Here is a 23,372-nt window from a genome sequence, read left to right as displayed (position 1 = left end):
AAACAGTTTAATAGGTGATCGAGATGCCGAAGCTGAAGCTGCGCATCACGGGATAGTTATGTCCGTCGCCCTTGCTGTTGGAAATATCCGAGTCGGATTTCTTGCTGGCCACCGTCACGTCGAAATCCTTCGTGTGGCGGTAGAGCGGCGACCAGCTCCAGAGGTTCTCGCCCGAGAAGTAGACCGAGACCTTCGAAAGACCGATCTTCGAGATCCACCGCTTGGGCAGCTCGTAGCCGAACTGAAGATTCTTCAGCCGGATGTACGACACGTCCTGCAGGTAGCGCGTATTGACGTTGACCGTATTGGCGTTCATCGGGCCGTAGTAGCCCACGTAGCGCGGCAGGTAGGCGTTCGGACGCTCCTCGGTCCAGTAGTTTTGCAGATGCCACGTCGGAACCTGGTTGTAGGGACGGTTGTACATGCCCCAGAAAAGGCTCTCGTCGCTGGGGAACCACTGCTGTCTGCCCACGCCGTCGAACAGCGCCGAGAGGAAGAAACCGTTCCAGTCGGCATTGAGCGAAATGGTGTAGAGGTAGCGCGGCTCGGAGTTGCCGATGATCTTCCGGTCGCCCGGATCGTCGACCGTGCTGCTGCCGCGGTCGATGGCGTCGTTACCGTTCAGGTCCTCGAAGCGCATGTCGCCCGGATAGGTGATGTACTTCTCGGAGGTCTGCATGATGTCATTCTTGTAGCCCTTGCCGCCGAACGCCGCGTCGATTTCGGCCTGCGACTGGAACAGTCCGTTGCAGACGAAACCCCAGATCTCGCCCAGACGCTGCCCCTCGTAGTAATCGGAGAGCTTGCGCGAGGCGTTGTTATAGCGGTCGATTATGGAATAATAGTCGGCCAGCGTCGCCTTGATCCCGAAATTGAAGGGCTTGCCCGCCAGCTTGAACGAGTCGTTGTAGCTCAACGCGATTTCATAGCCGTAGGTGCTCATGTCGGCGTAGTTTCCCTTGGGGGCCGTCGCTCCGAAGGTGTCGGGAAGCGTCGGGCCGACGGTGTACATGTCCACCGTCTTGCGGATGTAGTAGTCGGCCGTGAGGTTCAGCCGTCCGTTCAGGAAACCGGCGTCCAGTCCCACGTCGAAGGTTTTGGAGGTCTCCCAGCCGATGTTGTCGGGAATCTGGCCCGGGAGGCTCGTGTAGCGCAGCTTGGCCTGACCGAAGAGGTAGCGGGCCGCGTCGCCCGAACCGGTTCCGAAGGTCGACAGGCCGAAGGTTTCGAGGTAGGTGTAGGGATCGACGTTGCTGTTGCCCAGCGCACCGTACGAGGCGCGCAGCTTGAGGTTCGAAACGGCCTTGGGGCTGACGTCCCAGAACTTCTCCTGCGAAACGCGCCAGGCGGCCGAAGCCGAGGGGAAGAAGCCCCATTGGGAGTTGTTCGGAAATTTCGACGAGCCGTCGTAGCGGCCGTTGACTTCGAGCAGGTAGCGGTCGTCGTAGGCGTAATTGAAGCGGAAGAAAGCGCCCACGTAACGCCAGCGGCTGCCGCCGGCGGTGATCGACATGACGTCGCCCAGCGCGAAGTTGATGTTGTCGGCGTCGGGCATCAGAAGACCGTTGCGCTCGGAGTAGGTCGACTTGTAGTCCTGCTGCTCGTAGTTGTAACCGGCCAGCGCCTTGAAATAGTGTTTCTCGGCGAAGGTGTCCTCGAACTCAGCGTAGGCGTTGGTGGCGATATAGGTCGTCAGTTGCAGCGACTCCTTCATCACGTCGTCGGTCTCGGGCGTGCCGAGGTAGACGATTTCGCCCTCGTAGGCGCTGTAAGGAATGGCCGTGGTCTTTTTGGTCTCGGTGTAGTCCTTGGTGCGGAACGAGAAGTCGCCCGTCAGGCGCAGGCGGTTCTCCAGCATCGTGACGTTGAGCGTGGTGGTGTTCTTGAGCGTCTTGGTCGTGCGGTCGAGCCAGTTGTTGCCCGTCACCAGGCCGCCGATGGCGTAGGCGCCCGACTTGGTGAGCGTACCGTCGGGATTGAAGATCGGCGACGAAGGGTGCCCCTGGTCGTTGAGCGAACGCCACAGCACGCCTCCGCCCTCCTTCGAATAACCCATCGGCTGACGGTAGTGGTCGTGCGTATAGTCGAAGTTATTGCTGATCTTCAGCCATTTGAACACCTGCGAGGAGACCTTCGAACGGAGGTTCATCGTGCGGTAGGTGTCGGGCGTGAAGTTGAACAGGCCGTTGTAGTCGTACAGACGCCCCGAAAGGTAGTGGCTGATCTTGCCGTTCGAACCGCTGACCGAGATGTTGTGCGTCTGGGCGATCACCGTATCCTTGTAAAGTGCGTCGTAGTAGTCCGTATTGCCGTAGTAGACATACTTGCCGTCGGGTTCGACCGTCGTTTCGAGCTTGTTGCCCGCGAGTTTGCGCTGGCGGAAGGTGTCGAGCCACGCACGCGAAAAGTCCTGCGAGTTGTTGAAGCCCGTCGGCTCGTTGAAGCGGTAGTTGTACCATGCGTCGTAGAAGAGGCGCGAATAGACGTAACCGTCGTCCACGACGTCGGGAATGGCCGTGGGCTGCTGGATGGAGACGTTGCCCGTGTAGTTGATCGTGAACTTGTCGGTGAGTTTGCCCGGGTCCTTGGTGGTGATGAGCACCACGCCGTAGGGTGCGCGCGAACCGTAGATGGCGGCCGAAGCTGCGTCCTTGAGCACCGAGACCGACTCGATGTCGTTGGGGTTGAGCATCGCGGGGTCGCCCTCGACGCCGTCGATCAGCACCAGAGCCGATCCGCCCGCGCCGATCGACGTCTTGCCGCGAATGTTGTACGACGCCGAGCGGTTGGGCTTGCCGTCGGCCAGCGAAATATTGAGGTTGGGCACGGCGCCCTGCAACATCTGCGTGACGTTGGCCACGGGACGGTTCTCCAGAAGTTCCGAGGAGACCTGGTCGACGGCGCCCGTCAGGTTGGCCTTCTTCTGCGTGCCGTAGCCCACGACCACCACCTCGTCGACGAGCGTGGCGTCCTCCTTCAGCTCCACGGTGACGAACGAACGGTTGCCGACCGGGATTTCGGCAGAGGCGTAGCCCAGCGCCGAGACTTGCAGCACGGCGCCGTCAGCCAGACCCTCGAACGAGAACGAGCCGTCGGTCCCGGAACTCACGCCGCGGGTGGTTCCCTTGACGATCACCGCGGCCCCGACAACGGGCTGGCCCGCGGCATCCCGGACGACGCCCTTAACGGATTGCGGCACAGCGGCACTCTGCCGGGGGGGGGAAAGGTAAATCTTGCCGTCGCGGATCTCGATTTCGACCTTGTCGTCCGCCAGCAGCTGTTTCAGCGCCGCACGCACGTCGACATCCGCGACGGCGATGCTGACGACCTTGTCGGGATTGACCGTCGGACGCGCGTAGTAGAACGTGTAGCCCGTCTGCTCGGTAATCCGCCCGAACACCTGTTCGAGCTTGGCATTCCGGAAATTCAACGTCACTTTCTGCGCCCGGGCCGTCAGGGCCGTCCCGGCTACACAAAGCAGCATCAGAAATAGTAGTCTGATTCGTTTCATACAGATTAGTTTAGGTAGTTGTTTACTAAAAAGCCCGTTTGCGCGCTTTTCACAGAATAGACACGCAAACGGGAAAAAACGATGAGCCGAAACTCTTTTTTTTATCTGAAACTTACCTTTATTTCTGTTTTGGTGCGTTCGAAACGCACCGGAGAGATCAGTTCCATTTCACGCAAAACATTATCCAGCAGCGTATTGTCGGTCGCAAAGGTGTAGGATATGGGGCGATCGGGCTGTCCGTCGGTTTCGAAGCGCACGTCGTACCACCGCGAAAGGGTTTCGAGCACCTCTGCAAGGGGCGTGTCGCGGAACGAGATCACGTCGTCCTTCCAGATCGAATAACGCATGGCGTCGGCGCCGCGGACGATCCGCCCCTCGCCCGAGCGCCGGTCGTAGAGCAGCTGTTCGGAGGGCGACAGTTCGAAACGACCGCCGCGGCGGTCGTCGAGCACCACGCGCCCCTCGTCGAGCGTTACGGCGACGATGTCATCGTCGCGGTAGGCCTTGACGTTGAACGACGTGCCGAGCACCTGGATCTCTCCGCCCTCGAACTCCACGACGAACGGCCGCCGGGGATTGTGGGTCACCTCGAAGTAGGCTTCGCCTTCGAGCCGGATGCGACGCTCGAAAAGCCCGAACTTCACGGGATAGTGGATTTTCGACTCGGAATTGAGGTGGGCGACCGTGCCGTCCTGAAACAGGCACTGCGTACGCCGCCCCCGGTCGACGACGAATTCGCCGTACTCCGCATCCGAAAAGATGCCCCCTACCTGACGGTCGAGACGCAGGGCGACGCCCAGCACCAGCGCGACGGGAATCACGACGGCGGCGACGCGAAAAAGAATGCGGCGCCGCCGGCCGCGCGTGAGGGCGGTTTTGATCCGCGCGAAGATGCGCTCCGAGGCGACCTCCTCCCGCTCATAGTCGCCGCAGGACTCCTGCCGGTCGAAGTCGCGGCCGATGTAGCGACTGGCCCATGCCTGGCCCGAATCGGTGGCGAGCCACTCGGCGACCGAAGCGGCCTCGGCGGCGGTGGCGCGGTTTTCGAGCGTCTTATGCAAAAGTTCTTCCGAAGGTCTGTTCATAAAAATAAAGTTTGCAGGATGAAGATAAGCAGGACGATATGGCCGAAACGGCTCTTCAGGAGTTTGACGCCCTCCTGGTAGTGCGAACGGACGGTGTTGACCGAAAGATTGAGCATTTCGGCGATCTCGGGATTCGAATAGCCCGCCTTGCGCAGGTACATGACCTGCCGCTTCTGGGTCGGAAGCCCCGCGATCACCGTATCGAGCTTCTGCAAAAGATCCTCGCGCTCGATCTGCGCGTCGAGCGGGTCCGAGGCCTCGGGGACGAGCTGCGCCAGGCGGTAGCTGTGCACCAGCTCGGTATTGCGGCTGCGCAGGTAATTGAGGATATAGTTGCGGGTCATCGTGTAGAGGTAGTTCCGCAGGCTCAGCATGACGGTCATCTCCTGCCGCCCGATCCAGAGTTTCACGAAGACGTGCTGCACGGCGTTCTCGGCCGCGGAACGGTCCTTCAGCATCTTCAGGGCCACGGCATAGAGTATCCGGTGATACTTCCCGTAAACCACCCGGAAAGCCTCCTCGCTCCCCTGCTTGATCCGCCGGAACAGTTCCCGATCCTCGTTTTCCTGAATGAAATCTTCGGTCATACCGGAAGCAAAGATAGCATTAATTTCAGATTTGCAACCTCCTGCCCCAAAAAACGAAAAAGCCGCAGCCCGAAAGCTGCGGCCCTGCCGGTCTGCGGATCAGCGGATTCCGTATTTCCGGAAAATCTTGCGCAGCTGCGGTTCGAGATGGCGGGTCATGTACATGAAACCCTGGTCGGAGGGGTGCGAACCGTCGACCGTCCCGAGGTGGTCCGTGCCGATCATCCCCCGGGAGTCGATGAAGTAGATGTTCCGGTCGTCCTTCATCAGCCGCCGGATGCCCGCTTCGGCGGCGGCGCGCTTGTCGGATTCGAATTTCCGCGCCTGGAGGTTGAAATTCACGGTCTCGCGGACCTCGGTCTGGATGAAGATCAGCGGCGTCGAGGGATGCGCCTTGCGGACGGTCGCCACGAAGGCGTCGAGCCGCTCCTCGATCTCCCCGGCACTCGGGTTGGAGAAGGCGTCGAAAACAAAGGCGTCGGCCTCCATCTCGGCCAGCATCCGCGCGAATTCGGGTTGCAGCTTGCATTGCCCGCTGTAACCGAGATTCAGGAAATCGAGTCCCATCCGGCGGGCCAGCCGCGCCGTCCAGGTCATGCCGGGACGCCCGGCCGAAGCGCCGTGGGTGATGCTCGACCCGAGCACCACGATCCGGTGGCGGAAGGGGTTCGGAACGGCCTCGATGCGGCTGTCGCCGTCGATGCCCAGTTCCAGCGAAAGCACCTCGTCCCACAGGGGCAGGTAGACCAGACAGGTCTTTTCGCCCTCGTCCATATACTCGACCAGCGCGCTGTCGTGGTTGTCGCCCTTGGGCCAGCCGAAACCGGCGTAGACCCACTGCCCGTCGCGCTCGATGTAGAGATCGAGACCCTTGCGGGCGATGGCGGTCATGTTGTGGCCCAATCCGTATCCGCCGGTTTTCCACCGGGCGCGGATCGTCCGGCTGTCGGTGCGGAAAACGACGGCCAGTCCGGTGGAGAAGGCCGAGTAGTTCTTCACGGGCTGCCAGAGTTCGTAACGGGCGGTGTCGACCCGCTGGAACAGTTTGGGAGTGGGCATGCTCTTGCCGATGACGGTCAGCGTCGCGGCATCGACGTAACGGAGCGGTTGCTTCTCCTGCGCACCGGCGGCGTTCAGCGTCAGCAGCAGCACGGGCAGCGCGAGGCTGCGGAAAACGAGGGAAAGGTTCTTCATGGTATCGGAATTTGGTTGTATCCGGGTTTGTCGGCCGTCCGGCGGATTCAGAGTTTGTAGAGCGCGTAAACGGGATTGTGGTCCGAGAGGAACGGAACGCCGTAACGCCCGGAATCGACAAGGGTCCGGTAGGCCAGCGCACGGGCGTTGCGGGCGAAAATGAAGTCGATCCACAGCGAACGCTTGCCGAAGTCGTTGAACGTCGGCAGTTCGTCGGTCACCGGGGCCGCATGGCGCGCCGACTGCATCCACGCCTTCAGCGGGTCGAGCAGGGCGTTGTCGTAGGTCGTATTCAGGTCTCCCGAGAGAAAGACGGCGGCCTTCTCACCGGCGATCCGCTTCATCCGGGCGACCATCATCCGGGCCGATTCGGCGCGGGCCTGCTTGCCGATATGATCGAAATGGGTGTCGAAATAGAAGAACTCCTTTCCGGTTTTCCGGTCCTTGAGCTGCACCCACACCGTGACGCGGCGGCACATGGCGTCCCAGCCCCGCGAAGGGCATTCGGGCGTGGGGCTGATCCAGAAAAACCCGCTGTCGAGCAGGATGTATTTCGAACGGCGGTACATGATCATCAGATGCTCGCCGCCGTCGGGTTTCTTCTCGATGTCGGTCGCGGCGTCGCGCCCCATGTCGACCTCGGCGTATTCGGGGAGGTTCACCTTCAGATAGTCGATCTGCGGCCGGTGCGGCTCCTGGAAGCCGATGACGTCGGGCGATTCCGCACGGATCATCTCCAGACAGGCGGCGCGCCGCGCAACCCAGCCGTTGTCGCCGTCGGCGCCGGGCTTGTAATAGCGGATGTTGAACGACATCAGTTTCAGGTCGGCCTTCGCAGCGGCGGCGGCCAGCGCCTTGTCGTCCTGCGCCCGCAGGGGCAGCGCAAGGCCGAGAAGCGCAACAAAAAGCAGTAGTTTTTTCATCATGGACAAAGGTGCCAACACGCCGGACGCAGCCGAAACCGGACAGCCCGGCAGAACGCTCCGACAAATAAAAAATATCATTACAGCACCAAAGATAATTCAAAAAAAGCAAAAAAAGCAAACCGGACCCTGCTTTTTTATACGGATTACGGGCCGCAGACCACTGTAACAGGCAGCAAAAAGAAAGGGCCGAACCTCCGACGGAGCCGACCGGAACGGGGTGCACGCCGCGGTTCCGGGACAGAAACGCCGTATCCGCCGATCTTCGGACGTCAGGCGTTTTTTCCGCGGGAAAGGCTCCGAATGTCCCGGAAAATTGCTACCTTTGCCGCAAACAAACCCTATTTACACTATGGAATTCGAAGGAACCGTTTACAAAATACTGCCCGTGACGAAGGGAACGTCGGCACGCGGTGAGTGGCAGCGTCAGGATGTGGTTTTCGAAATGAACGAAGGCTCTTTCACACGCAAAATCTGCGTTACGTTCTTCAACAAGCCCGAAGACGTGGCCCGTCTGAAAGAGGGTTCGACCTACAACGTCTCGGTCAACATCGAGTCGCGCGAATACAACGGCCGCTGGTACACCGACATCCGCGCATGGCGTCTGCAACCCAAACAGGAGGCCGCGGCGGCCCCGATGCCCGACATGCCGCCCATCGCCGAGGAGCCTTCCTACGCCTCTGCGCCCGCACAGGTCGACGACCTGCCGTTCTAAACGGACTCAACCGAAAAACTCCGGCCTTCGATGATTCGAAGGCCGGAGTTTTTTTAGATGCCTATTTATAAAAAATCCGGATGCGCATGCGCACATCCGGATTCATTTTCCGCGGTCCGACTATTTTGCGGGAGCAGCCTCGGGCTTCTCGGCCGTTGCGGTCGAATCGGCCGGAGCAGGCTCCACGTAGGGAGTGACGTCGATCAGCTCGACCTCGAACTCCAGAGCCTCGTTGGGACCGATGTCACGGCCTGCGCCGCGCGCACCGTAAGCCAGGTCGGCGGGAATCCAGAGCGTGATCTTGCCGCCCTTGCCCACCAGCTGCAACCCTTCCGTCCATCCGGGAATCACACGGTTGAGCGGGAACTCGACGGGTTCGTCCTTGTCGAAATCATCGGGACGCTGCTTCTTGATCATCTCCTGCTGCTCCTTCGAACGGTTGGCGAACTTCGAGGTGTCGAACACCTTGCCTTCGCGGGTACGGCCCGTATAGTGCACCTTCACCACGTCGCGCGGGTCCTTGGGCATCACCGAAGCGTCGCCGGCGTCGGTAACCTTATAGAGCAGGCCCGACTCGGTCTTCTTCACGCCCGACTTCTTCTCCGTCTTCTCCAGCCACGCCTTCGAAGCCTCGGCGTTCTCGGCCGGACGCTTCACCATGAAGTAGTACTGCAAGTACTGGTTCACCTCGTCCTCGGTCATCTTGGCGTTGTTGTCGCGCACGTTCTGCATGGCCTCGCCGATCCAGACCAGCTGAATGGGCATGCCGCTCTGTGCGATGTTGTAACCGATGTCGTTACCGAAGGCATAGGAGATCTCGGTACGCTCCTCCTCGCTCTCGAACATGTCGGGATCGGCCGCGGGATACTCCACCTTGGTCGTGTCGCCGCCGGCCAGGCGCACGCTGTCCGCCTCGGCACGCTTCTGCGCCACGGCCTGCGCACGCTCGCCGCGCTTGGTCATAAAATATTCGCGCAGCATATCGAGCGACTTGTCGTGCTCCTGGGTGGCCTTGCCCAGAGCGCCTTCCCGGACACCCTTGTCCACAGCCTTGAAATCGAACGGAATATCCTTCATTTCGTAGCTCATGCCATAGCCGATGTTGGCTCCGAGCGAATACGACAGAGAGTCGAACTCGGACAGACTGCCCAGCTGTACCCCGCCCTTGTTTCCTCCGCAGGAGGCGAGCATTGCGGCACCCGCGAGCGCCGCAGCAAAAAAGATTTTTTTCATTGTTGTTTTCACTATGTTTGATGTTTCCTTTATATTGTCGCCGTCGCACGCGCAAAGACAGTGCAAACCAGGAGCAGAGGCGAATTTATCCGGCTCTGCCGAGGCGCCGCCTATCAAAGCGCGGGCTTATTCCCCGCAAAGATATAAAAATTTTGTTAACGAAATGATTCCGAGCAACTATTTTGGCGAAATCCCCGCGGCCGGACGATCCGGCCGCGGAACCGGCGGCGCCGGACGGACCGTCAACGCCGCCGCGACCGGGTCGTATACTTGTCGAGGTCGACAAGTTCGATCTCGAAATAGAGCGTCGCATTGGGAGCCACGCCCAGTTCCTTGTCGCCCTCGGCGCCGTAGGCTGCCGACGAAGGCATCCAGGCGTTGATCTTGCCGCCCTTGCCGATGAGCTTCACGCTCTCCTGCACCCCGCGCCGCAGGTTGCGGACCAGCGAACGCACCGTATCGCCCCGCTCGTAGGAGGAGGTGATCTCGTCGCCCGCCGCCGTGCGGATCACCCACCGCAGGGCCACGCTGTCGCGCTCGGAAGTGGGAACCTGATTCTGATCCCCGACGTCCGTAACGGTGTAGGTCACGCCCGACGACGTGCGGGCATAGGAGCGGTTCGACTTGGCGATGTCGAGGAGGAACTGCTCCTCATAGGCGCGTGCCTTCTCGGGAAGGGCGTAGTTCACGTAGCTCAGATAGAACGTCTCGGCATCGGCCGCCGAGAGTCTGGGATTGCCGCGGAACATATCGCGGATGCCTTCGCAAACGGCGTTCACATTGATCGTCGAATCCATTTTCAGCAGGTTCGCGCCCACGTTCATGCCGATGACGTAGGCCACCGAATCGGTATCGTTCCGGAGTTTCACGCCGCCTCCGCCCGAATTTTTCGAGCAGGCTCCGGCCAGCAGCAGCACGAGGGCCGGGAGGATCGGGAAGGTCTTTTTCATCATTATCGAATCTTTTTTGCAAAGATAGTGCAAGGCGCCGGCAGAAGCAAATAAATCTGTTCCGGCCGCACGGGTCCGGACCGGACGCCATTTCCGGCAAACGCCGCCTGCGCGGCGGATGCCTACCGCCCGCCCTGCCGGGTCCGGCGGTTTTTCCCCGAAAAGATCAAGATCAGCAGGCACCCCACGACGGCGGCGGCCAGCGAACCCATCAGGATCGCGATCTTGCCGCGGTCGACCAGATCGGGGTCGGTGAAGGCCAGCGAATCGACGAACAGCGACATCGTGAACCCGATACCGCCCAGGCAGGCCACGGCCAGCAGCATGCGCCACGTCGCCCCCTCGGGCAGCTCCGCAAGACCCGTCCTCACGGCTCCCCAGCTGGCAAGGAAGATGCCCAGCGGCTTGCCGAGGACAAGACCGAAGAAGACGCCCATGCCGATTGATCCGATTTCGGGCGAATAGTGGAAAATATTGAGGTATTCGAGCGACGTGATCTCGACGCCGGCGTTGGCCAGCGCGAAGACCGGCATGATCAGGAACGTGACGTAGGGCGCCAGTCCGTGCTCCAGACGGTAGCTCATGCCCACCGAGTTGGACGACAGGTCGTGCATGCGCCGCAGGTAGAACCGCTGCTCCTCGTTGGGGAAGTCCTCGTGCGAGGCGGCGCGGAGCATCAGCGCATTGAGCCATCGCATCTTATGGGCGAAATACTCCTTGCTGTAACGCGGCTCCATCGGGATCAGCAGCGCCATCGCCACGCCCGAGATGGTCGAGTGGACGCCCGAGTAATAGAACAGCCCCCAGACCACGAAGGCCGGGACCAGATAGGAGAACATGCGCTTCTCGCCCATCTGCTTCATAAAGTAGACCCCCAGCATGATGACCAGCGCCACCAGCAGGCAGGTGATCTGCACCTTGCCGCCATAGAAAAGCGCGATGACCAGAATGGCCCCCAGGTCGTCGGCGACGGCCAGCGCCGTGAGGAAGATTTTGAGCGACACGGGGACGCGGTTGCCCAGCATCGAGAGGATGCCTATGGCGAAGGCGATGTCCGTGGCGGTGGGGATTCCCCAGCCGTTTGCGGCCATCGTGCCGTGGTTGAACGCCGTGAAGAAAATCGCCGGGACCAGCATGCCGCCCGCAGCGGCCAGCACCGGAAGGATGGCCCGGCGCGCGGACGAAAGCTGCCCGCAGACGATCTCGCGCTTGATCTCAAGCCCCACGGCAAAGAAGAAAATCACCATCAGCCCGTCGTTGATGAACTTCTCGACGGTCATGCCCCGCGGGAAGATCCAGTCGATCACACCGTCCGGGGAATGGACCATCAGCGAAAGGTCGGTCTCCAGCAGGTGGTGGTAATAGAGTTTGGTCGCGGGGAGATTGGCCAGCAGCATGGCGGCGATCACGCACACCAGCAGCACCACGCCTCCGGCCCAGGGCGCTTCCAGGAAGTTGCGGCCCCGAAGCCCCATCATGTGTCGCTGGCGAACCCAGCGGTACATCGAAAAAAGTCGCATCTATCGGTCGTTTTATGATTCGTTTGACTTGAGGGTCTGCCCGCAGAGTTTCCAGAGCATGCGGGCGCCCGTGATGGCGTCGATCCGCTCGTCGGGCGCGGGGCACACCTCCACCACGTCGAAACCGATGATACGGCGTCCCGAGCGGGTGAGCGTATCGAGCAGCCAGACGGCCTGGTTGAACGTAAGGCCGCCGGAAACCGGCGTTCCGGTGTGAGGGCAGTTTTCGAAGGTCAAGGCGTCGATGTCGAAACTCACGTAGACCTCCTGCGGCAGCGCGTCGACGATGCGGCGGCACTGCGCATCCCACGTCTCGCCGCGGAAAAGGGCGGCCGCGAGCGAAAGGTCGTCGAACGTGGCGATGCGCCCGGACGAAGCGGCCAGCGCGGCCTCCGACTCGCTGAAGTCGCGCACGGCGACCTGGGCGATCTTCGTCACCTGCGGCACGTCGCGCAGGACGTTGAACATGATCGAGGCGTGGGAAAACTCAAACCCCTCGTAGGCATCGCGCAGGTCGCAGTGCGCATCGACGTGCAGGATGCCGAACGCCGCATGGCGCGCGCCCAGCGCCCGGATCAGCCCGTAGGGCGTCGAGTGGTCGCCGCCGACCAGCCCCACGGTCTTGCCCGCATCGAGCCAGCGCGAAGCCTGCGCCCCGACGTTGGCGTTCATCGACATGCACCCCTCGTTGACACGGCGGACCTTGCGCACGACATAGTCGTCCTCCAGGCAGCCGCCTCCTTCGAGGTGGTCGATCACCCGTGCGGCGTCGGCCCGCAGACGCTGCGAAGACTCCAGCAGCGAATAGTCCACATCGGCCGTGGCGATGCCGCGGCGCCAGACGCCGGGAGCCAGCGGATCGTGGAAATCCAGCTGCGTCGAGGCTTCGATAATGGCGTCGGGGGCATAAGCCGCTCCGGCCCCGTAGGAGACCGTCACGTCCCACGGCGCCGAGATCAGCACCAGTTCCGCCGTTTCGGGAGCGAACGGAAGTCCGAAATAGGTTCCGTTGTCCACGCCGACCCCGTCCGGATCGAAGTTTTTCTGTTCCATAACATGCTTTTGAATTGCAAAGGTACGCATTTTTTATTTTTTACCTATATTTGTTTGCTCAAAGACGAAAAACGAAAAAAACACCCGTTACCATGAAAATCATTGCCGACAGCGCCATTCCCTTTCTGCGGGGCGTTCTGGAGCCGTTCGCCGAGGTGGAATACCTCCCCGGAACGGCGATTTCGGCCGCCGACGTCCGCAACGCCGACGCGCTGGTGATCCGCACCCGCACGCGGTGCGACGAAAAACTACTGGCGGATTCGCGCGTAAAGCTGATCGCCACGGCGACCATCGGCTTCGACCACATCGACACGGCGTGGTGCGCGGCGCACGGCATCGAAGTCACGACGGCCGCGGGCTGCAACGCCCGGGGCGTACTGCAATGGGTCGGCGCGGCGCTCGTCCACCTCTCCCGCACGCAGGGCTGGCAGCCCGCCGAGCGCACGCTGGGAATCGTGGGCGTGGGACACGTCGGATCGCTCGTGAAAGCGTATGCCGAAGGGTGGGGATTCCGCGTCGTCTGCTGCGACCCGCCGCGCGAGGAGCGCGAGCGGTGCGGATTCCGGACGCTGGAGGAGGTGGCCCGCGAGGCCGACATCCTCACCTTCCACACGCCGCTCGACGCTTCGACGCGCCACATGGCCGACAGCCGGCTGTTCGGCCTGATGAAACCCGGCGCCATCCTCATAAACTCCTCGCGCGGGGAGGTGGTCGACGGCGAGGCCCTGCTCCGGAGCGGTCTCGGCTGGGCGCTCGACGTCTGGGAGCACGAACCGCACCTCGATCCGGCGCTGCTGGAAAACGCGCTGCTCGCCACACCCCACATCGCGGGCTACTCCGAGCAGGGCAAGGCCAACGCCACGGCAATGTCCGTCGCCTCGCTGGCCCGCCGTTTCGGCCTGCCGCTCGAAGGGTGGTATCCGCCACAGGCCGCCCCGGCGCGCCGGCGGCCGATCTCCTGGCAGGAACTTTGCCGGACCATCGGCGGGGCGTACGACATCGCGTCCGAAAGCCGCAGCCTCAAGGAGCGGCCCGGGGATTTCGAATCCATGCGCGACCACTACGCCTACCGCCGCGAATATTTTTAGCACGAACGGCGCGGATTGCGCACGCTCCGGCGTCCGAAAAAGGCGAAACCTGCTTTTTATTAGCGAATTCGCCCTTTTTTAATTACCTTTGCCCGCGATTATCAGTTAAGAACCATGTACCGGAGAGTCATAAAGCCCGTACTTTTCTCGCTTACCATCGAGCAGGCCCACCACGCGGTGCTGCTGTTGCTGCGCATCATCGGGCTGATACCCGGCGGCCGCTGGCTGTTGCGCAAATGCTACGCCGTGGAGCATCCGGCGCTCGAACGCGAGGTGTTCGGCATCCGTTTCGCCAACCCCATCGGGCTGGCCGCAGGATTCGACCACAACGGCGAGGCGTTCCGCGAACTGGCCGCGCTGGGATTCGGATTCGTCGAGGTGGGGACCGTGACGCCCCGTCCGCAGGCGGGCAACCCGCGGCCGCGGGTCTTCCGCCTCCCGAAGGACAATGCCATCATCAACCGCATCGGTCTGGCGAACCGCGGACTGGAAGCCACCATTCGCCACCTGCGGCGCCCGCACGACGGCGTGATCGTGGGCTGCAACATCGGCAAGAACACCTCGACCCCCGCCGAGAACGCTCCGGCGGACTACCTCAAACTCTTCCGCAGCCTCTACCAGTATGCGGACTATTTCACCGTCAACATCAGCTGCGACAACGCCTGCCGCGAAGGCACGACGCACACGCGCGAACATATCCTTCAGATACTCAACCCGCTGTTCGACTTCCGGCGCGGGCAGAACCAGTTCCGGCCGATCATGCTCAAAATCTCGCCCGACATGTCGGACGAGGTGATCGACCAGATCACCGACGTGCTGCTCGAAACGCCGCTCGACGGGATCGTGGCCACCAACGGAACCCACAGCCGCGGAGGACTCCACACGAGCCGTACGACGCTCGAAAAGATCGGCAGCGGACGTCTCAGCGGCGCACCGCTCACACACCGCGCCGTGGAGATCGTGCGCCGCGTCCACACCCGTTCGGGCGGAACCTACCCCATCATCGGGGTCGGCGGACTGATGTCGGCCGGCGACGTGCGGGCGATGCTCGACGCCGGGGCCGACCTCGTGCAACTCTACACCGGATACGTCTACAACGGTCCCGGAATGGTCAAAGCGGTGTGCCGCGAACTGATCGCCGCGGCCGAAAAGCCGGCCGCCATGCGCGCCGCCGGGGAGTCCGTGCAAAACGGGGAAAACCCCGAAGCATCCGCCCCGGAGGCCGTCGGGACCGCCGGGAAGGCATCCGACGGCGAATCGGAAGAGGAACGCCGCCCCGGGTCCGGACAAAAATAACCCCACACATGAAGGCAACCATCATCACCATCGGCGACGAAATACTCATCGGGCAGATCGTCGACACCAATTCGGTCTCCATCGCCAAACACCTCAATGCGGCGGGCATCGTGGTCCGCGAGAAAATCTCGATCGGCGACGACCGCACGCAAATCATCGAAACCGCGGAGCGCGCCCTCGCCGGCTCGGAGGTGACCGTCATCACCGGAGGACTCGGCCCCACGAAGGACGACATCACCAAAAAGACCCTCGCGGAGATGTTCCGCAGCGACATGCGCTACGACGAACGGGTGGCCGGGCACGTTGAGAAAATGCTCGCCGAACGCGGCATCGAGTTCAACGAACTCAACCGTTCGCAGGCGATGGTCCCCGCGTGCTGCACGGTGCTGTTCAACGCCCACGGCACGGCCCCGGGCATGTGGTTCGAGCGCGACGGGCACGTCGTCGTCTCGCTGCCGGGCGTGCCGTTCGAGATGGAGCACCTGATGGAGGACGAGGTGATGCCCCGCCTGAAGACCCGCTTCGCGCTGCGGCAGATCGTCCACCGCACGATGATCACCGCCGGACTGCCCGAGTCGATGCTCGCCAAGCGCATCGAAGCGTGGGAAAACGCCCTGCCCCCGTACCTGAAACTGGCCTACCTGCCCAATCCGGGCGCGGTGCGCCTGCGCCTGTCGGCCTACGAGGTGGAGGGCGAAAGCGTCGCCCGCGAAATCGAGAGCCGGTTCGAGGCCCTGCGCAGGATCATCCCCCACAACATCATCGGATTCGAAACCGCCACCATGCAGGAGGTGGTGCACAAAATACTCACCGAACGCTCCCTGACGCTCGCCACAGCCGAAAGCTGCACGGGCGGCTCGATCGCCGCGCGCTTCACGGCCATGCCCGGCGCTTCGGCCTATTTCCTCTGCGGCGTGGTGTCGTACAGCAACGAATCAAAAGCCGAACTGCTGGACGTCGACCCCGCGGACATCGCCCGCTACGGCGCCGTGAGCGAACAGGTGGCCCGCCAGATGGCCGAGGGTGTCCGCCGCACGGCTGGCGCCGACTACGGCGTGGCCACCACCGGAATCGCAGGACCTTCGGGCGGCTCGGCGGAAAAGCCCGTCGGCACGGTGTGGATCGCCGTGGCGACACCCCGGGAGACGGTCGCAATCCTCAAACAGTGCGGAACCGACCGGGGACAGATCATCGACCGCGCCAGCGCCTTCGCCATCGGCCTGCTGCGCGACTGCCTGAACGGAAATTAAACGCCTCCAGCCACGAACGAACCGCCCGTCATGCCCCCCCGGAGCGCGGTCTCCGCTGACGATCCCCGCAGAATGGCGCAAATGCGGGCCGAATAAGCACTCCGGCCGAAAAAAAAGACGGCCGCTTTTGCTATTTGCCGAAAAGGTTGTATATTTGCACTCCCTTAATCGGGTTTTAACCAAAAATAATCAAACAATGAAAGTTTGCGAAATCACAGGCAAGGTGGCGATCGTGGGAAATAACGTCTCGCACTCGCACCACAAGACCAAGCGCAAATTCAGTCCCAATCTGAAAACCAAGCGCTTCTGGTCCGAGCAGGAGGGTCGCTGGATTACCCTGAAGGTATCCGCAGCCGGCATGAAAACAATCAACAAGAAAGGGCTCGCAGCCGCTCTGCGCGAAGCTGCCGCACCCAAAAGCGTGTACTAAAAACAACGAGTAACAAATGGCAAAGAAAGGCAACAGAGTTCAGGTCATCCTCGAGTGCACCGAACAAAAAGAGAGCGGCGTTGCGGGAATGTCCCGTTACATCACCACCAAGAACAAGAAAAACACCCCCGACCGTCTGGAGCGCAAGAAGTACAATCCGTTCCTCAAGCGGGTTACCGTTCACCGTGAAATCAAATAGTAAAGAAGCTCTATGGCAAAGAAAGTAGTCGCAACACTGAAAACCGGCACGGGTAAGCAGTTCACCAAGTGCATCAAGATGGTCAAGTCGGAGAAGACCGGTTCCTACATGTTCAAGGAAGGCGTCATCGCCAACGACCAGGTAAAGGCTTTCTTCGAGGAGAAGAAATAAGTATTTTAAGAGTCGAACTCTTAAATACAAAGGGCATCTTTCGGGATGCCCTTTGTGTTTTCAGCCCCGCCGGTCGCGCATATCAAAATAATTTATTACTTTTGAACATTAAATTCCGAGTATGCAGGTCAAAACCATCGCCTTTTATCACTATACATTCCCGGCAGGCGGCGCCGAAGTCGTAACCTGCAACCTGGGCCGCTTCTTTGCCAAACACGGCTTCAGAGTACTTCTCTATACCTGGAAGCCGAATGCGGAACTGCTTACCGAAGAACTGCGAAAAATCTTCGACATCCGTCCGCTGCCCGACACCAAACGGATTTCGGGAGCCCGAAATACCGACTTTCTCTGCGAATCGCTGAAAACAGAGCGGGCAGACGTCCTGTTCATACAAGCAACCACCGACATCGCATTCGAGCAGATCCGGACGCGCACCACGGCCAAAATCATTTTCTGCCTGCACAACACGCCATTCTGGGAGGTATACGACCTGAAGCACAAGAAGTCGTCGGAAATTCCTCGTCCCACACTGACGCGCAGGCTGGAATACGCACTTCTGCGCAAGCCCGCCTACCGGCTAACCCGCAAACTCGAACAACGTTACGCCCAACTGTACATCCGGGTGCTCTCGAACGTGGACCGGTTCGTGACGCTATGCCCGGGTTACAGCGACGAATTCGAACGAGAGATCCGCCGGTCGGGACTTCCCGGCTGCAATTTCCCCCGCGAACGCCTTACCGCGATGCTCAATCCGATGCTGCCGACACAGGAACCCGCGAAAACGCCCAAAGAGAAGATCGTTCTCTACGCCGGACGATTCCAGCGATGTCACAAACGCATCGACCGGCTGCTGAAAATATGGAAGCGCATCGAGCAGCAAAATCCCGAATGGCGGCTGGTGATCGTCGGCGACGGAGAAGAACGCGGCGATCTGGAGAAGCAGGCCCGCAGGTTGAAATTGCAGCGGATTGAATTCGCAGGCTATCAATACGATGTCACGCCCTTCTACCGCCGGGCCACCTTCGTCTGCCTGACTTCAAACTTCGAAGGGCTGCCCATGTGCCTGATGGAGGGGCAGCAGTACGGGGCCATTCCGGTGTCGTTCGACTCGTATTCCGGCATCCGGGAAATCACCTGCGACGGGGAATGCGGAATCATGGTCCCGGCATACAGTCTGCGCAAATATGCGGAACTGCTGAACCGCGCGCTGGCCGACGAGGAGCTGCAAAAACGAATGCGCGAAAACTGCTACAAGGCCGCAGAGCGCTATGATCTGGAATGCATCGGCCAAGAGTGGCTCGCGCTGTTCGGCAAGTTATAACTCATTATGAAAAAAATAGCATTCATCATCGTCCGTTACGGCGAAAATATCAACGGCGGCGCAGAAGTTCACTGCCAGATGCTTGCTGAACGGCTGCTGCCCTATTACGAGGTCGAAGTGCTGACCACGACCATCCGGGCCTTCAACCACCCGGATCAGGATTACACGGAAGGTGTCAGCTCCTGGAACGGCGTCACCATACGCCGTTTCAAGCCGCAGCCCATCGACCAGGAGCAATTCAGGCCCTTCCGCAAAAAATACAAGACCGCACGCCGTATCCGGCAATACCTGAAAAAGCTGAACCTGCTGCGAGCGGCGTCCTTTCTGCACCCGGAGTGGAAATCGGGGATTGAAAACGAACGGCCTTTCTACGAATCGACAGCGACCCATGCCCCGGGCCTGCTGCGTTATATCGAAAGCCACAAGGCTGAATATGCAGCGTTCATCTTCGCGAACTTCTACACGCCCCAAGCGGTTCTGGGATCGGTCGTCACTCCGGAAAAAAGCCTGCTGATCCCGATGGCGCACCCGGACAAGCCGCTCTATTACTGCATCAACGCCCCGATGTTCACCCGGGTACGGCATATCGCATTCAACACCGAAGCCGAACGGCAATTGTGCCGCAGCGTTTTCGGACGGTTCCTGGCCCCGAACAGCATCGTCGGCTGCGGTATCGAAATGGCCCCGGAGGCAGAGTGGAGCGGCGTAAAGGCAAAATACGAGCTTCCGGATGAATACGTGCTCTATTTGGGGCGCGTCTCCAAAGCCAAAGTGGACAAACTGCTGCCCTACTTCCTGCGCTGCAAGGCAAAATACGGCGGCGACGCCAAACTGGTATTGGTCGGCGGATTCGAAAACGAGATCCGAAAGTTCGACTCGCCGGACATTCTTTTCACGGGCTATGTCTCCGACGAGGAAAAAACCGCAATCGTCCGGCACGCCACGGTGATGGTCAACCCGTCGCCGATGGAGAGCCTTTCGCTACTGATGCTCGAAGGGATGCAGAGCCGCATACCGCTGCTGGTCAACGGGCGCAGCAAGGTGATGAAGGACCATTGCCGTCTGAGCGGCGCGGGCTTGTGGTATAATAACGGCCGCGACTTCCGCAAAAAACTGCACAGACTGCTCTCCGATCCGGAACTGCGGCGCACAATGAGCGAAAAAGGCCCGGCCTATGTGCGCGAACACTACGACTGGGAGATTATCATTCCGAAACTGCGAACGCTGATCGAAAGCATCTGACCGACAGCCGGCATCAAAAAAGACGGAGCGTCCGATGCGGACCTCCGTCTTTTTGCGGTCTTTGCGCGCAGCGTCAGAACTTGTGCACGGCGCGCACGAGGAACTTGTTGTATTTCGGAATTTCGATCACATAGGGAGGCTCGATGCCCATATGGGTCGTGTAGGCGTTCTTCTCGTCCATCTCGGTCGAGGAGAAATAGTAGACCAGGCGGTCCATGCGTTTGCCGCCGGCGTCCTTGAGCGCATCGTTGAACTTGTTGCGGGCCTGGCGGTTGTTCTGTACGCGGGTGCCGCCGTTGTAGTTGTGGCCGATGGTCAGCAGTTCGTCGATGGCCGGCAGATACCAGCCTTCACCCTTGTCGCGGCACCATTTGAAAGCCGGGAAATCGTCCCACGAAAGGTTGTTCGCAGCGATGTACTGCGCCACCTTCTCCATGTTCGCCACCCCGTCGGTGCGGTTGTCGGCGCCCGCAAGGCGCAGGTCCGGCTTGCGGAACTCGCTCCAGTGAAGGTAGATTTCATCGAGCGATACGACCAGTCCGTGCTGGCGGTCGTCCGAAAGCTGGCAGATCACTCCCCGGATGCCGTTCTGGTCGTAGAGTTCGCCGATTTCGTACTGTTTAAGCACGTACCGGCCTCCGGAAACAGGCTGCACGGCCGGCGCTTCCGGGACAGCCGGAGTGGCCGGGGTGGCCGGAGTCAGCGGCGTCGCGGGAATGGTTTTGGTGTAATACTCCTTTTCGCCGTTGGCATACTGGATGTAATGGATCTGCGCAACGGGGAGCACGTAGGTCGGACCGTCGGGATTCGAAAAACGCTTGTAACGCACCGCTTCGGGCGTGATTTCGATCACTTTGGCTTCGATTTTCGCGGCGTCGGTCTTGACGATCAGGTCCTGCGCGGCGGCCGTCAGGGCGCAGCACAACGCTGCGAGCGACAACAGAATGGTTCGTTTCATCATTATCAATACAGGTATATACGACAAATATAACGCTTTTTTTCAAACTTTCTTGTTATCTTCGGCGTCGCGACGACACTTTTAGGAGTCGGAACCTTTTTTCGCGCCGGAGGCGGTTCGGTTTTGGCCCCATCCGACTTGTTCGTATCTTCGGCGCCGCAACGGCGCTTTCAGGAGGTCGGAACGTTTTGCCAGATTGCCCGCGATCCGGTTTTGAAACCATCCTGCATTTTTCGTATCTTTGGTGCCGTAACGGCACTTTCAGGAGGTCGGAACGTTTTGTCAGATTGCCCGCAATCCGGTTTTGGAACCGTCCTGCATTTTTCGTATCTTTGCAAAGGATTAATCCTTACGACATGGCATTTTTCGATATTTTCAAAAAGAAACAGGATACGCCGCCCACCGGGGAGCAGGCGCAGAAACAGCAGGAGGAGCTCTCCGCCGGGCTGGAAAAAACCAAAACAGGGCTTTTCTCGAAACTGGCGCGCGCCGTGGCGGGCCGGTCGACGATCGACGCCGGGGTACTCGACGACCTCGAAGAGGTGCTCATCTCGTCGGACGTGGGCGTGGAGACGACCGTGAAGATCATCCGCCGCATCGAGGAGCGCGTGGCCCGGGACAAGTACATGAACGCCTCGGAGCTGCAATCTATCCTGCGCGGGGAGATCGCGACGCTGATGGAGGATGCGCACGGCTCGTCGGAGAATTTCGGGCTCGACGCCACCGAAGGTCAGCCCTACGTGGTGATGGTCGTGGGCGTCAACGGCGCCGGCAAGACCACGACCATCGGCAAACTGGCTGCGCAGCTCGGCAAGGCGGGCCGGAAGGTCTGGATCGGCGCGGCGGACACGTTCCGCGCGGCGGCCATCGACCAGTTGCAGGTGTGGGCCGACCGCGCCGGGGCGACGATGATCCGTCAGCAGATGGGTTCCGACCCCGCATCGGTGGCTTTCGACACGCTCACCTCGGCCAAGGCCAACGGAGCCGACGTGGTGCTGATCGACACCGCCGGACGCCTGCACAACAAGGTGGGCCTGATGAACGAGCTGACGAAAATCCGCAACGTCATGGGCAAAGTGATTCCCGGCGCGCCGCACGAGGTGATGCTCGTGCTCGACGGATCGACGGGACAGAACGCCTTCGAGCAGGCGAAGCAGTTCACGCAGGCCACGCAGGTCACCTCGCTCACGATCACCAAGCTCGACGGCACGGCCAAGGGCGGCGTGGTGATCGGCATCAGCGACCAGTTCCACATCCCGGTGCGCTATATCGGCATCGGCGAAGGCATCGACCAGCTGCGCATCTTCGACCGGAAGGAGTTCGTCAACGCATTGTTCGGCCATGAAAAAAATTAACGTCATAACGCTCGGCTGTTCGAAGAACACCGTCGACAGCGAGCATCTGATGGCACGGCTCGCCGCCGCCGGATACGAGGTCCTCTTCGACAGCGACCGCACCGACGCCAAGGTCGTGGTGATCAACACCTGCGGATTCATCGGCGACGCCAAGCAGGAGTCGATAGACATGATTCTGCGCGCCGCGGCGGCCAAGCAGGCCGGAAAGATCGAACGGCTGTTCGTCGTGGGATGCCTCTCGGAACGCTACGCCGACGAACTGCGGGCCGAGATTCCCGAGGTGGACGACTATTTCGGCGCACGCACGTGGGACGGCATCGTCCGTGCACTGGGAGCCTCGGAGGACCCGGCGCTGGCCACCGAACGCCGTCTGACGACCCCGAAACACTACGCCTACCTGAAAATTTCGGAAGGCTGCAACTGGAAATGCGGCTACTGCGCCATTCCGCTCATCCGCGGCGCACACGTCTCCGTCCCGATGGAGGAGCTGGAGGAGGAGGCCCGCAAGCTGGCCGGGCAGGGCGTCCGGGAGCTGATGGTCATCGCGCAGGACACGACCTACTACGGCATCGACCTCTACGGCCGGCGGATGCTCGCCGAGCTGCTGCGCCGCCTGTGCCGCATCGACGGCATCGAATGGATCCGGCTCCACTACGCCTACCCCGCCGGGTTCCCCGACGAGGTGATCGAGGCGATGGCCTCGGAGCCGAAAATCTGCAAGTACCTCGACATTCCGTTCCAGCACATTTCCGATGCACAGCTCGCGTCGATGCACCGCCGCCACACTAAGGCCGAGGCCATGGAACTGATCGGCCGCCTGCGCGGGGCGATCCCCGACCTGGCGCTGCGCACGACGCTGCTGGTGGGTTATCCGGGCGAGACGGAGGCCGATTTCGAAGAACTGCTGGCGTTCGTGCGCGAGGTGCGTTTCGAACGGCTGGGCGTCTTCCCCTACTCGGAGGAGGAGGGAACCTGGTCAGCCGAAAACCTCCGCGACGACATTCCCGAAACGATCAAGCAGCAACGCGCGGAGCGCGTAATGGCCTTACAGAACGAGATTTCGCTCGAAAACAACCGCCGCCGCGTGGGGCGCACCGAACGGGTGATCATAGATTCGCGTCAGGGCGACTGGTATGTCGGCCGCACGCAGTACGATTCGCCCGAAGTGGACCAGGAGATCCTGATTCCCGCCTCGGAACGCCGCCTGCTGCGCGGGCACTTCTACGACGTGACGGTCACCTCGGCCGCCGACTACGACCTCTACGGGGAGATTGCCGCAAAATAATTTTTT

The 23,372-nt window shown here is 60.9% G+C and carries 21 protein-coding genes; 11 read left to right on the top strand and 10 right to left on the bottom strand.

What is annotated here, in order from left to right:
• Positions 1-7: 7 nt before the first annotated feature.
• From DWW03_RS11985 to DWW03_RS11965, 5 genes are all read right to left on the bottom strand, one after another.
• Entirely contained in the window at positions 8-3,511 is a 3,504-nt protein-coding gene (locus DWW03_RS11985; RefSeq protein WP_022062517.1) for a SusC/RagA family TonB-linked outer membrane protein, read from the bottom strand.
• A gap of 101 nt (positions 3,512-3,612) precedes the next feature.
• On the bottom strand, positions 3,613-4,596 hold the full coding sequence (locus DWW03_RS11980; protein ID WP_015547251.1) for a FecR family protein: 984 nt from the start codon (positions 4,594-4,596) through the stop codon (positions 3,613-3,615).
• Positions 4,593-5,183, bottom strand: coding sequence for an RNA polymerase sigma factor (locus tag DWW03_RS11975; protein WP_022062516.1), 591 nt, complete (start codon positions 5,181-5,183; stop codon positions 4,593-4,595). Before DWW03_RS11975 ends, DWW03_RS11980 begins: the two co-directional genes overlap by 4 nt.
• A gap of 99 nt (positions 5,184-5,282) precedes the next feature.
• Complete coding sequence (locus DWW03_RS11970; protein ID WP_022062515.1) at positions 5,283-6,377, bottom strand: SGNH/GDSL hydrolase family protein; 1,095 nt, start codon at positions 6,375-6,377, stop codon at positions 5,283-5,285.
• 47 nt (positions 6,378-6,424) lie between these two features.
• Complete coding sequence (locus tag DWW03_RS11965; RefSeq protein WP_044054431.1) at positions 6,425-7,300, bottom strand: endonuclease/exonuclease/phosphatase family protein; 876 nt, start codon at positions 7,298-7,300, stop codon at positions 6,425-6,427.
• Positions 7,301-7,652: 352 nt separating this feature from the next.
• Here DWW03_RS11965 and DWW03_RS11960 point away from each other — a divergent pair, with 352 nt between their 5' ends.
• Positions 7,653-8,015 carry a DUF3127 domain-containing protein gene (locus DWW03_RS11960; protein ID WP_015547255.1) on the top strand — a complete coding sequence of 121 codons (363 nt, stop codon included), beginning with the start codon at positions 7,653-7,655 and terminating at the stop codon, positions 8,013-8,015.
• Between the two features lie 120 nt (positions 8,016-8,135).
• Here DWW03_RS11960 and DWW03_RS11955 read toward each other — a convergent pair whose 3' ends face one another.
• The 4 genes from DWW03_RS11955 to DWW03_RS11940 form a co-directional block, all read right to left on the bottom strand.
• Positions 8,136-9,248 (bottom strand): FKBP-type peptidyl-prolyl cis-trans isomerase N-terminal domain-containing protein, encoded by a 1,113-nt coding sequence (locus DWW03_RS11955; protein ID WP_022062513.1) that lies wholly within the window; start codon positions 9,246-9,248, stop codon positions 8,136-8,138.
• A gap of 242 nt (positions 9,249-9,490) precedes the next feature.
• Positions 9,491-10,198: an FKBP-type peptidyl-prolyl cis-trans isomerase N-terminal domain-containing protein gene (locus tag DWW03_RS11950; protein WP_022062512.1), complete on the bottom strand. Its 708-nt coding sequence runs from the start codon at positions 10,196-10,198 to the stop codon at positions 9,491-9,493.
• A 122-nt stretch (positions 10,199-10,320) separates the two neighbouring features.
• On the bottom strand, positions 10,321-11,718 hold the full coding sequence (nhaA, locus tag DWW03_RS11945) for a Na+/H+ antiporter NhaA (protein ID WP_022062511.1): 1,398 nt from the start codon (positions 11,716-11,718) through the stop codon (positions 10,321-10,323).
• Positions 11,719-11,730: 12 nt separating this feature from the next.
• On the bottom strand, positions 11,731-12,771 hold the full coding sequence (locus tag DWW03_RS11940) for an agmatinase family protein (RefSeq protein WP_015547259.1): 1,041 nt from the start codon (positions 12,769-12,771) through the stop codon (positions 11,731-11,733).
• Positions 12,772-12,863: 92 nt separating this feature from the next.
• Between DWW03_RS11940 and DWW03_RS11935 the strand changes: the two genes are divergently transcribed.
• The 8 genes from DWW03_RS11935 (at position 12,864) to DWW03_RS11900 (ending at position 19,768) form a co-directional block, all read left to right on the top strand.
• Positions 12,864-13,859: a 4-phosphoerythronate dehydrogenase gene (locus DWW03_RS11935; protein WP_015547260.1), complete on the top strand. Its 996-nt coding sequence runs from the start codon at positions 12,864-12,866 to the stop codon at positions 13,857-13,859.
• Between the two features lie 114 nt (positions 13,860-13,973).
• A complete protein-coding gene (locus DWW03_RS11930; RefSeq protein ID WP_118406795.1) occupies positions 13,974-15,155 on the top strand; it encodes a quinone-dependent dihydroorotate dehydrogenase in 1,182 nt (393 codons plus the stop codon).
• 8 nt (positions 15,156-15,163) lie between these two features.
• Complete coding sequence (locus DWW03_RS11925) at positions 15,164-16,405, top strand: competence/damage-inducible protein A (RefSeq protein ID WP_022062509.1); 1,242 nt, start codon at positions 15,164-15,166, stop codon at positions 16,403-16,405.
• 196 nt (positions 16,406-16,601) lie between these two features.
• On the top strand, positions 16,602-16,835 hold the full coding sequence (gene rpmB / locus DWW03_RS11920; protein ID WP_022062508.1) for a 50S ribosomal protein L28: 234 nt from the start codon (positions 16,602-16,604) through the stop codon (positions 16,833-16,835).
• 16 nt (positions 16,836-16,851) lie between these two features.
• Positions 16,852-17,034 carry a 50S ribosomal protein L33 gene (gene rpmG, locus DWW03_RS11915; RefSeq protein WP_015547264.1) on the top strand — a complete coding sequence of 61 codons (183 nt, stop codon included), beginning with the start codon at positions 16,852-16,854 and terminating at the stop codon, positions 17,032-17,034.
• A 12-nt stretch (positions 17,035-17,046) separates the two neighbouring features.
• Positions 17,047-17,205 (top strand): DUF4295 domain-containing protein, encoded by a 159-nt coding sequence (locus DWW03_RS11910; RefSeq protein ID WP_015547265.1) that lies wholly within the window; start codon positions 17,047-17,049, stop codon positions 17,203-17,205.
• A 121-nt stretch (positions 17,206-17,326) separates the two neighbouring features.
• A complete protein-coding gene (locus tag DWW03_RS11905) occupies positions 17,327-18,526 on the top strand; it encodes a glycosyltransferase (protein ID WP_022062507.1) in 1,200 nt (399 codons plus the stop codon).
• Between the two features lie 6 nt (positions 18,527-18,532).
• A complete protein-coding gene (locus DWW03_RS11900) occupies positions 18,533-19,768 on the top strand; it encodes a glycosyltransferase family 4 protein (RefSeq protein WP_022062506.1) in 1,236 nt (411 codons plus the stop codon).
• 73 nt (positions 19,769-19,841) lie between these two features.
• On the opposite strand, the gene DWW03_RS11895 is transcribed toward DWW03_RS11900, so the two are convergent.
• A complete protein-coding gene (locus tag DWW03_RS11895; RefSeq protein WP_229096027.1) occupies positions 19,842-20,726 on the bottom strand; it encodes a hypothetical protein in 885 nt (294 codons plus the stop codon).
• A gap of 356 nt (positions 20,727-21,082) precedes the next feature.
• Between DWW03_RS11895 and ftsY the strand changes: the two genes are divergently transcribed.
• Entirely contained in the window at positions 21,083-22,081 is a 999-nt protein-coding gene (gene ftsY, locus DWW03_RS11890) for a signal recognition particle-docking protein FtsY (RefSeq protein WP_015547268.1), read from the top strand.
• A complete protein-coding gene (gene rimO, locus DWW03_RS11885; protein WP_015547269.1) occupies positions 22,068-23,366 on the top strand; it encodes a 30S ribosomal protein S12 methylthiotransferase RimO in 1,299 nt (432 codons plus the stop codon). The genes ftsY and rimO overlap by 14 nt, the downstream gene beginning before the upstream one ends.
• The last annotated feature ends 6 nt before the right edge of the window (positions 23,367-23,372 follow it).

Source organism: Alistipes sp. AF14-19 (assembly GCF_003461645.1).
GTDB lineage: Bacteria > Bacteroidota > Bacteroidia > Bacteroidales > Rikenellaceae > Alistipes > Alistipes shahii.
This window is presented reverse-complemented; position numbering and strand designations above follow the sequence as displayed.

Excerpts from the sequence above, each read along its gene's own strand:
- DWW03_RS11905 (WP_022062507.1), top strand. The coding sequence starts at position 17,327 with ATGCAGGTCAAAACCATCGCCTTTTATCACTATACATTCCCGGCAGGC.
- DWW03_RS11900 (WP_022062506.1), top strand. The coding sequence starts at position 18,533 with ATGAAAAAAATAGCATTCATCATCGTCCGTTACGGCGAAAATATCAAC.
- ftsY (WP_015547268.1), top strand. The coding sequence starts at position 21,083 with ATGGCATTTTTCGATATTTTCAAAAAGAAACAGGATACGCCGCCCACC.
- DWW03_RS11985 (WP_022062517.1), bottom strand. The coding sequence starts at position 3,511 with ATGAAACGAATCAGACTACTATTTCTGATGCTGCTTTGTGTAGCCGGG.
- DWW03_RS11970 (WP_022062515.1), bottom strand. The coding sequence starts at position 6,377 with ATGAAGAACCTTTCCCTCGTTTTCCGCAGCCTCGCGCTGCCCGTGCTG.
- DWW03_RS11910 (WP_015547265.1), top strand. The coding sequence starts at position 17,047 with ATGGCAAAGAAAGTAGTCGCAACACTGAAAACCGGCACGGGTAAGCAG.
- DWW03_RS11930 (WP_118406795.1), top strand. The coding sequence starts at position 13,974 with ATGTACCGGAGAGTCATAAAGCCCGTACTTTTCTCGCTTACCATCGAG.
- rimO (WP_015547269.1), top strand. The coding sequence starts at position 22,068 with ATGAAAAAAATTAACGTCATAACGCTCGGCTGTTCGAAGAACACCGTC.
- DWW03_RS11940 (WP_015547259.1), bottom strand. The coding sequence starts at position 12,771 with ATGGAACAGAAAAACTTCGATCCGGACGGGGTCGGCGTGGACAACGGA.
- DWW03_RS11965 (WP_044054431.1), bottom strand. The coding sequence starts at position 7,300 with ATGAAAAAACTACTGCTTTTTGTTGCGCTTCTCGGCCTTGCGCTGCCC.
- rpmG (WP_015547264.1), top strand. The coding sequence starts at position 16,852 with ATGGCAAAGAAAGGCAACAGAGTTCAGGTCATCCTCGAGTGCACCGAA.
- rpmB (WP_022062508.1), top strand. The coding sequence starts at position 16,602 with ATGAAAGTTTGCGAAATCACAGGCAAGGTGGCGATCGTGGGAAATAAC.
- DWW03_RS11925 (WP_022062509.1), top strand. The coding sequence starts at position 15,164 with ATGAAGGCAACCATCATCACCATCGGCGACGAAATACTCATCGGGCAG.
- DWW03_RS11975 (WP_022062516.1), bottom strand. The coding sequence starts at position 5,183 with ATGACCGAAGATTTCATTCAGGAAAACGAGGATCGGGAACTGTTCCGG.
- DWW03_RS11960 (WP_015547255.1), top strand. The coding sequence starts at position 7,653 with ATGGAATTCGAAGGAACCGTTTACAAAATACTGCCCGTGACGAAGGGA.
- DWW03_RS11935 (WP_015547260.1), top strand. The coding sequence starts at position 12,864 with ATGAAAATCATTGCCGACAGCGCCATTCCCTTTCTGCGGGGCGTTCTG.
- DWW03_RS11955 (WP_022062513.1), bottom strand. The coding sequence starts at position 9,248 with ATGAAAAAAATCTTTTTTGCTGCGGCGCTCGCGGGTGCCGCAATGCTC.
- DWW03_RS11895 (WP_229096027.1), bottom strand. The coding sequence starts at position 20,726 with ATGAAACGAACCATTCTGTTGTCGCTCGCAGCGTTGTGCTGCGCCCTG.
- nhaA (WP_022062511.1), bottom strand. The coding sequence starts at position 11,718 with ATGCGACTTTTTTCGATGTACCGCTGGGTTCGCCAGCGACACATGATG.
- DWW03_RS11980 (WP_015547251.1), bottom strand. The coding sequence starts at position 4,596 with ATGAACAGACCTTCGGAAGAACTTTTGCATAAGACGCTCGAAAACCGC.
- DWW03_RS11950 (WP_022062512.1), bottom strand. The coding sequence starts at position 10,198 with ATGAAAAAGACCTTCCCGATCCTCCCGGCCCTCGTGCTGCTGCTGGCC.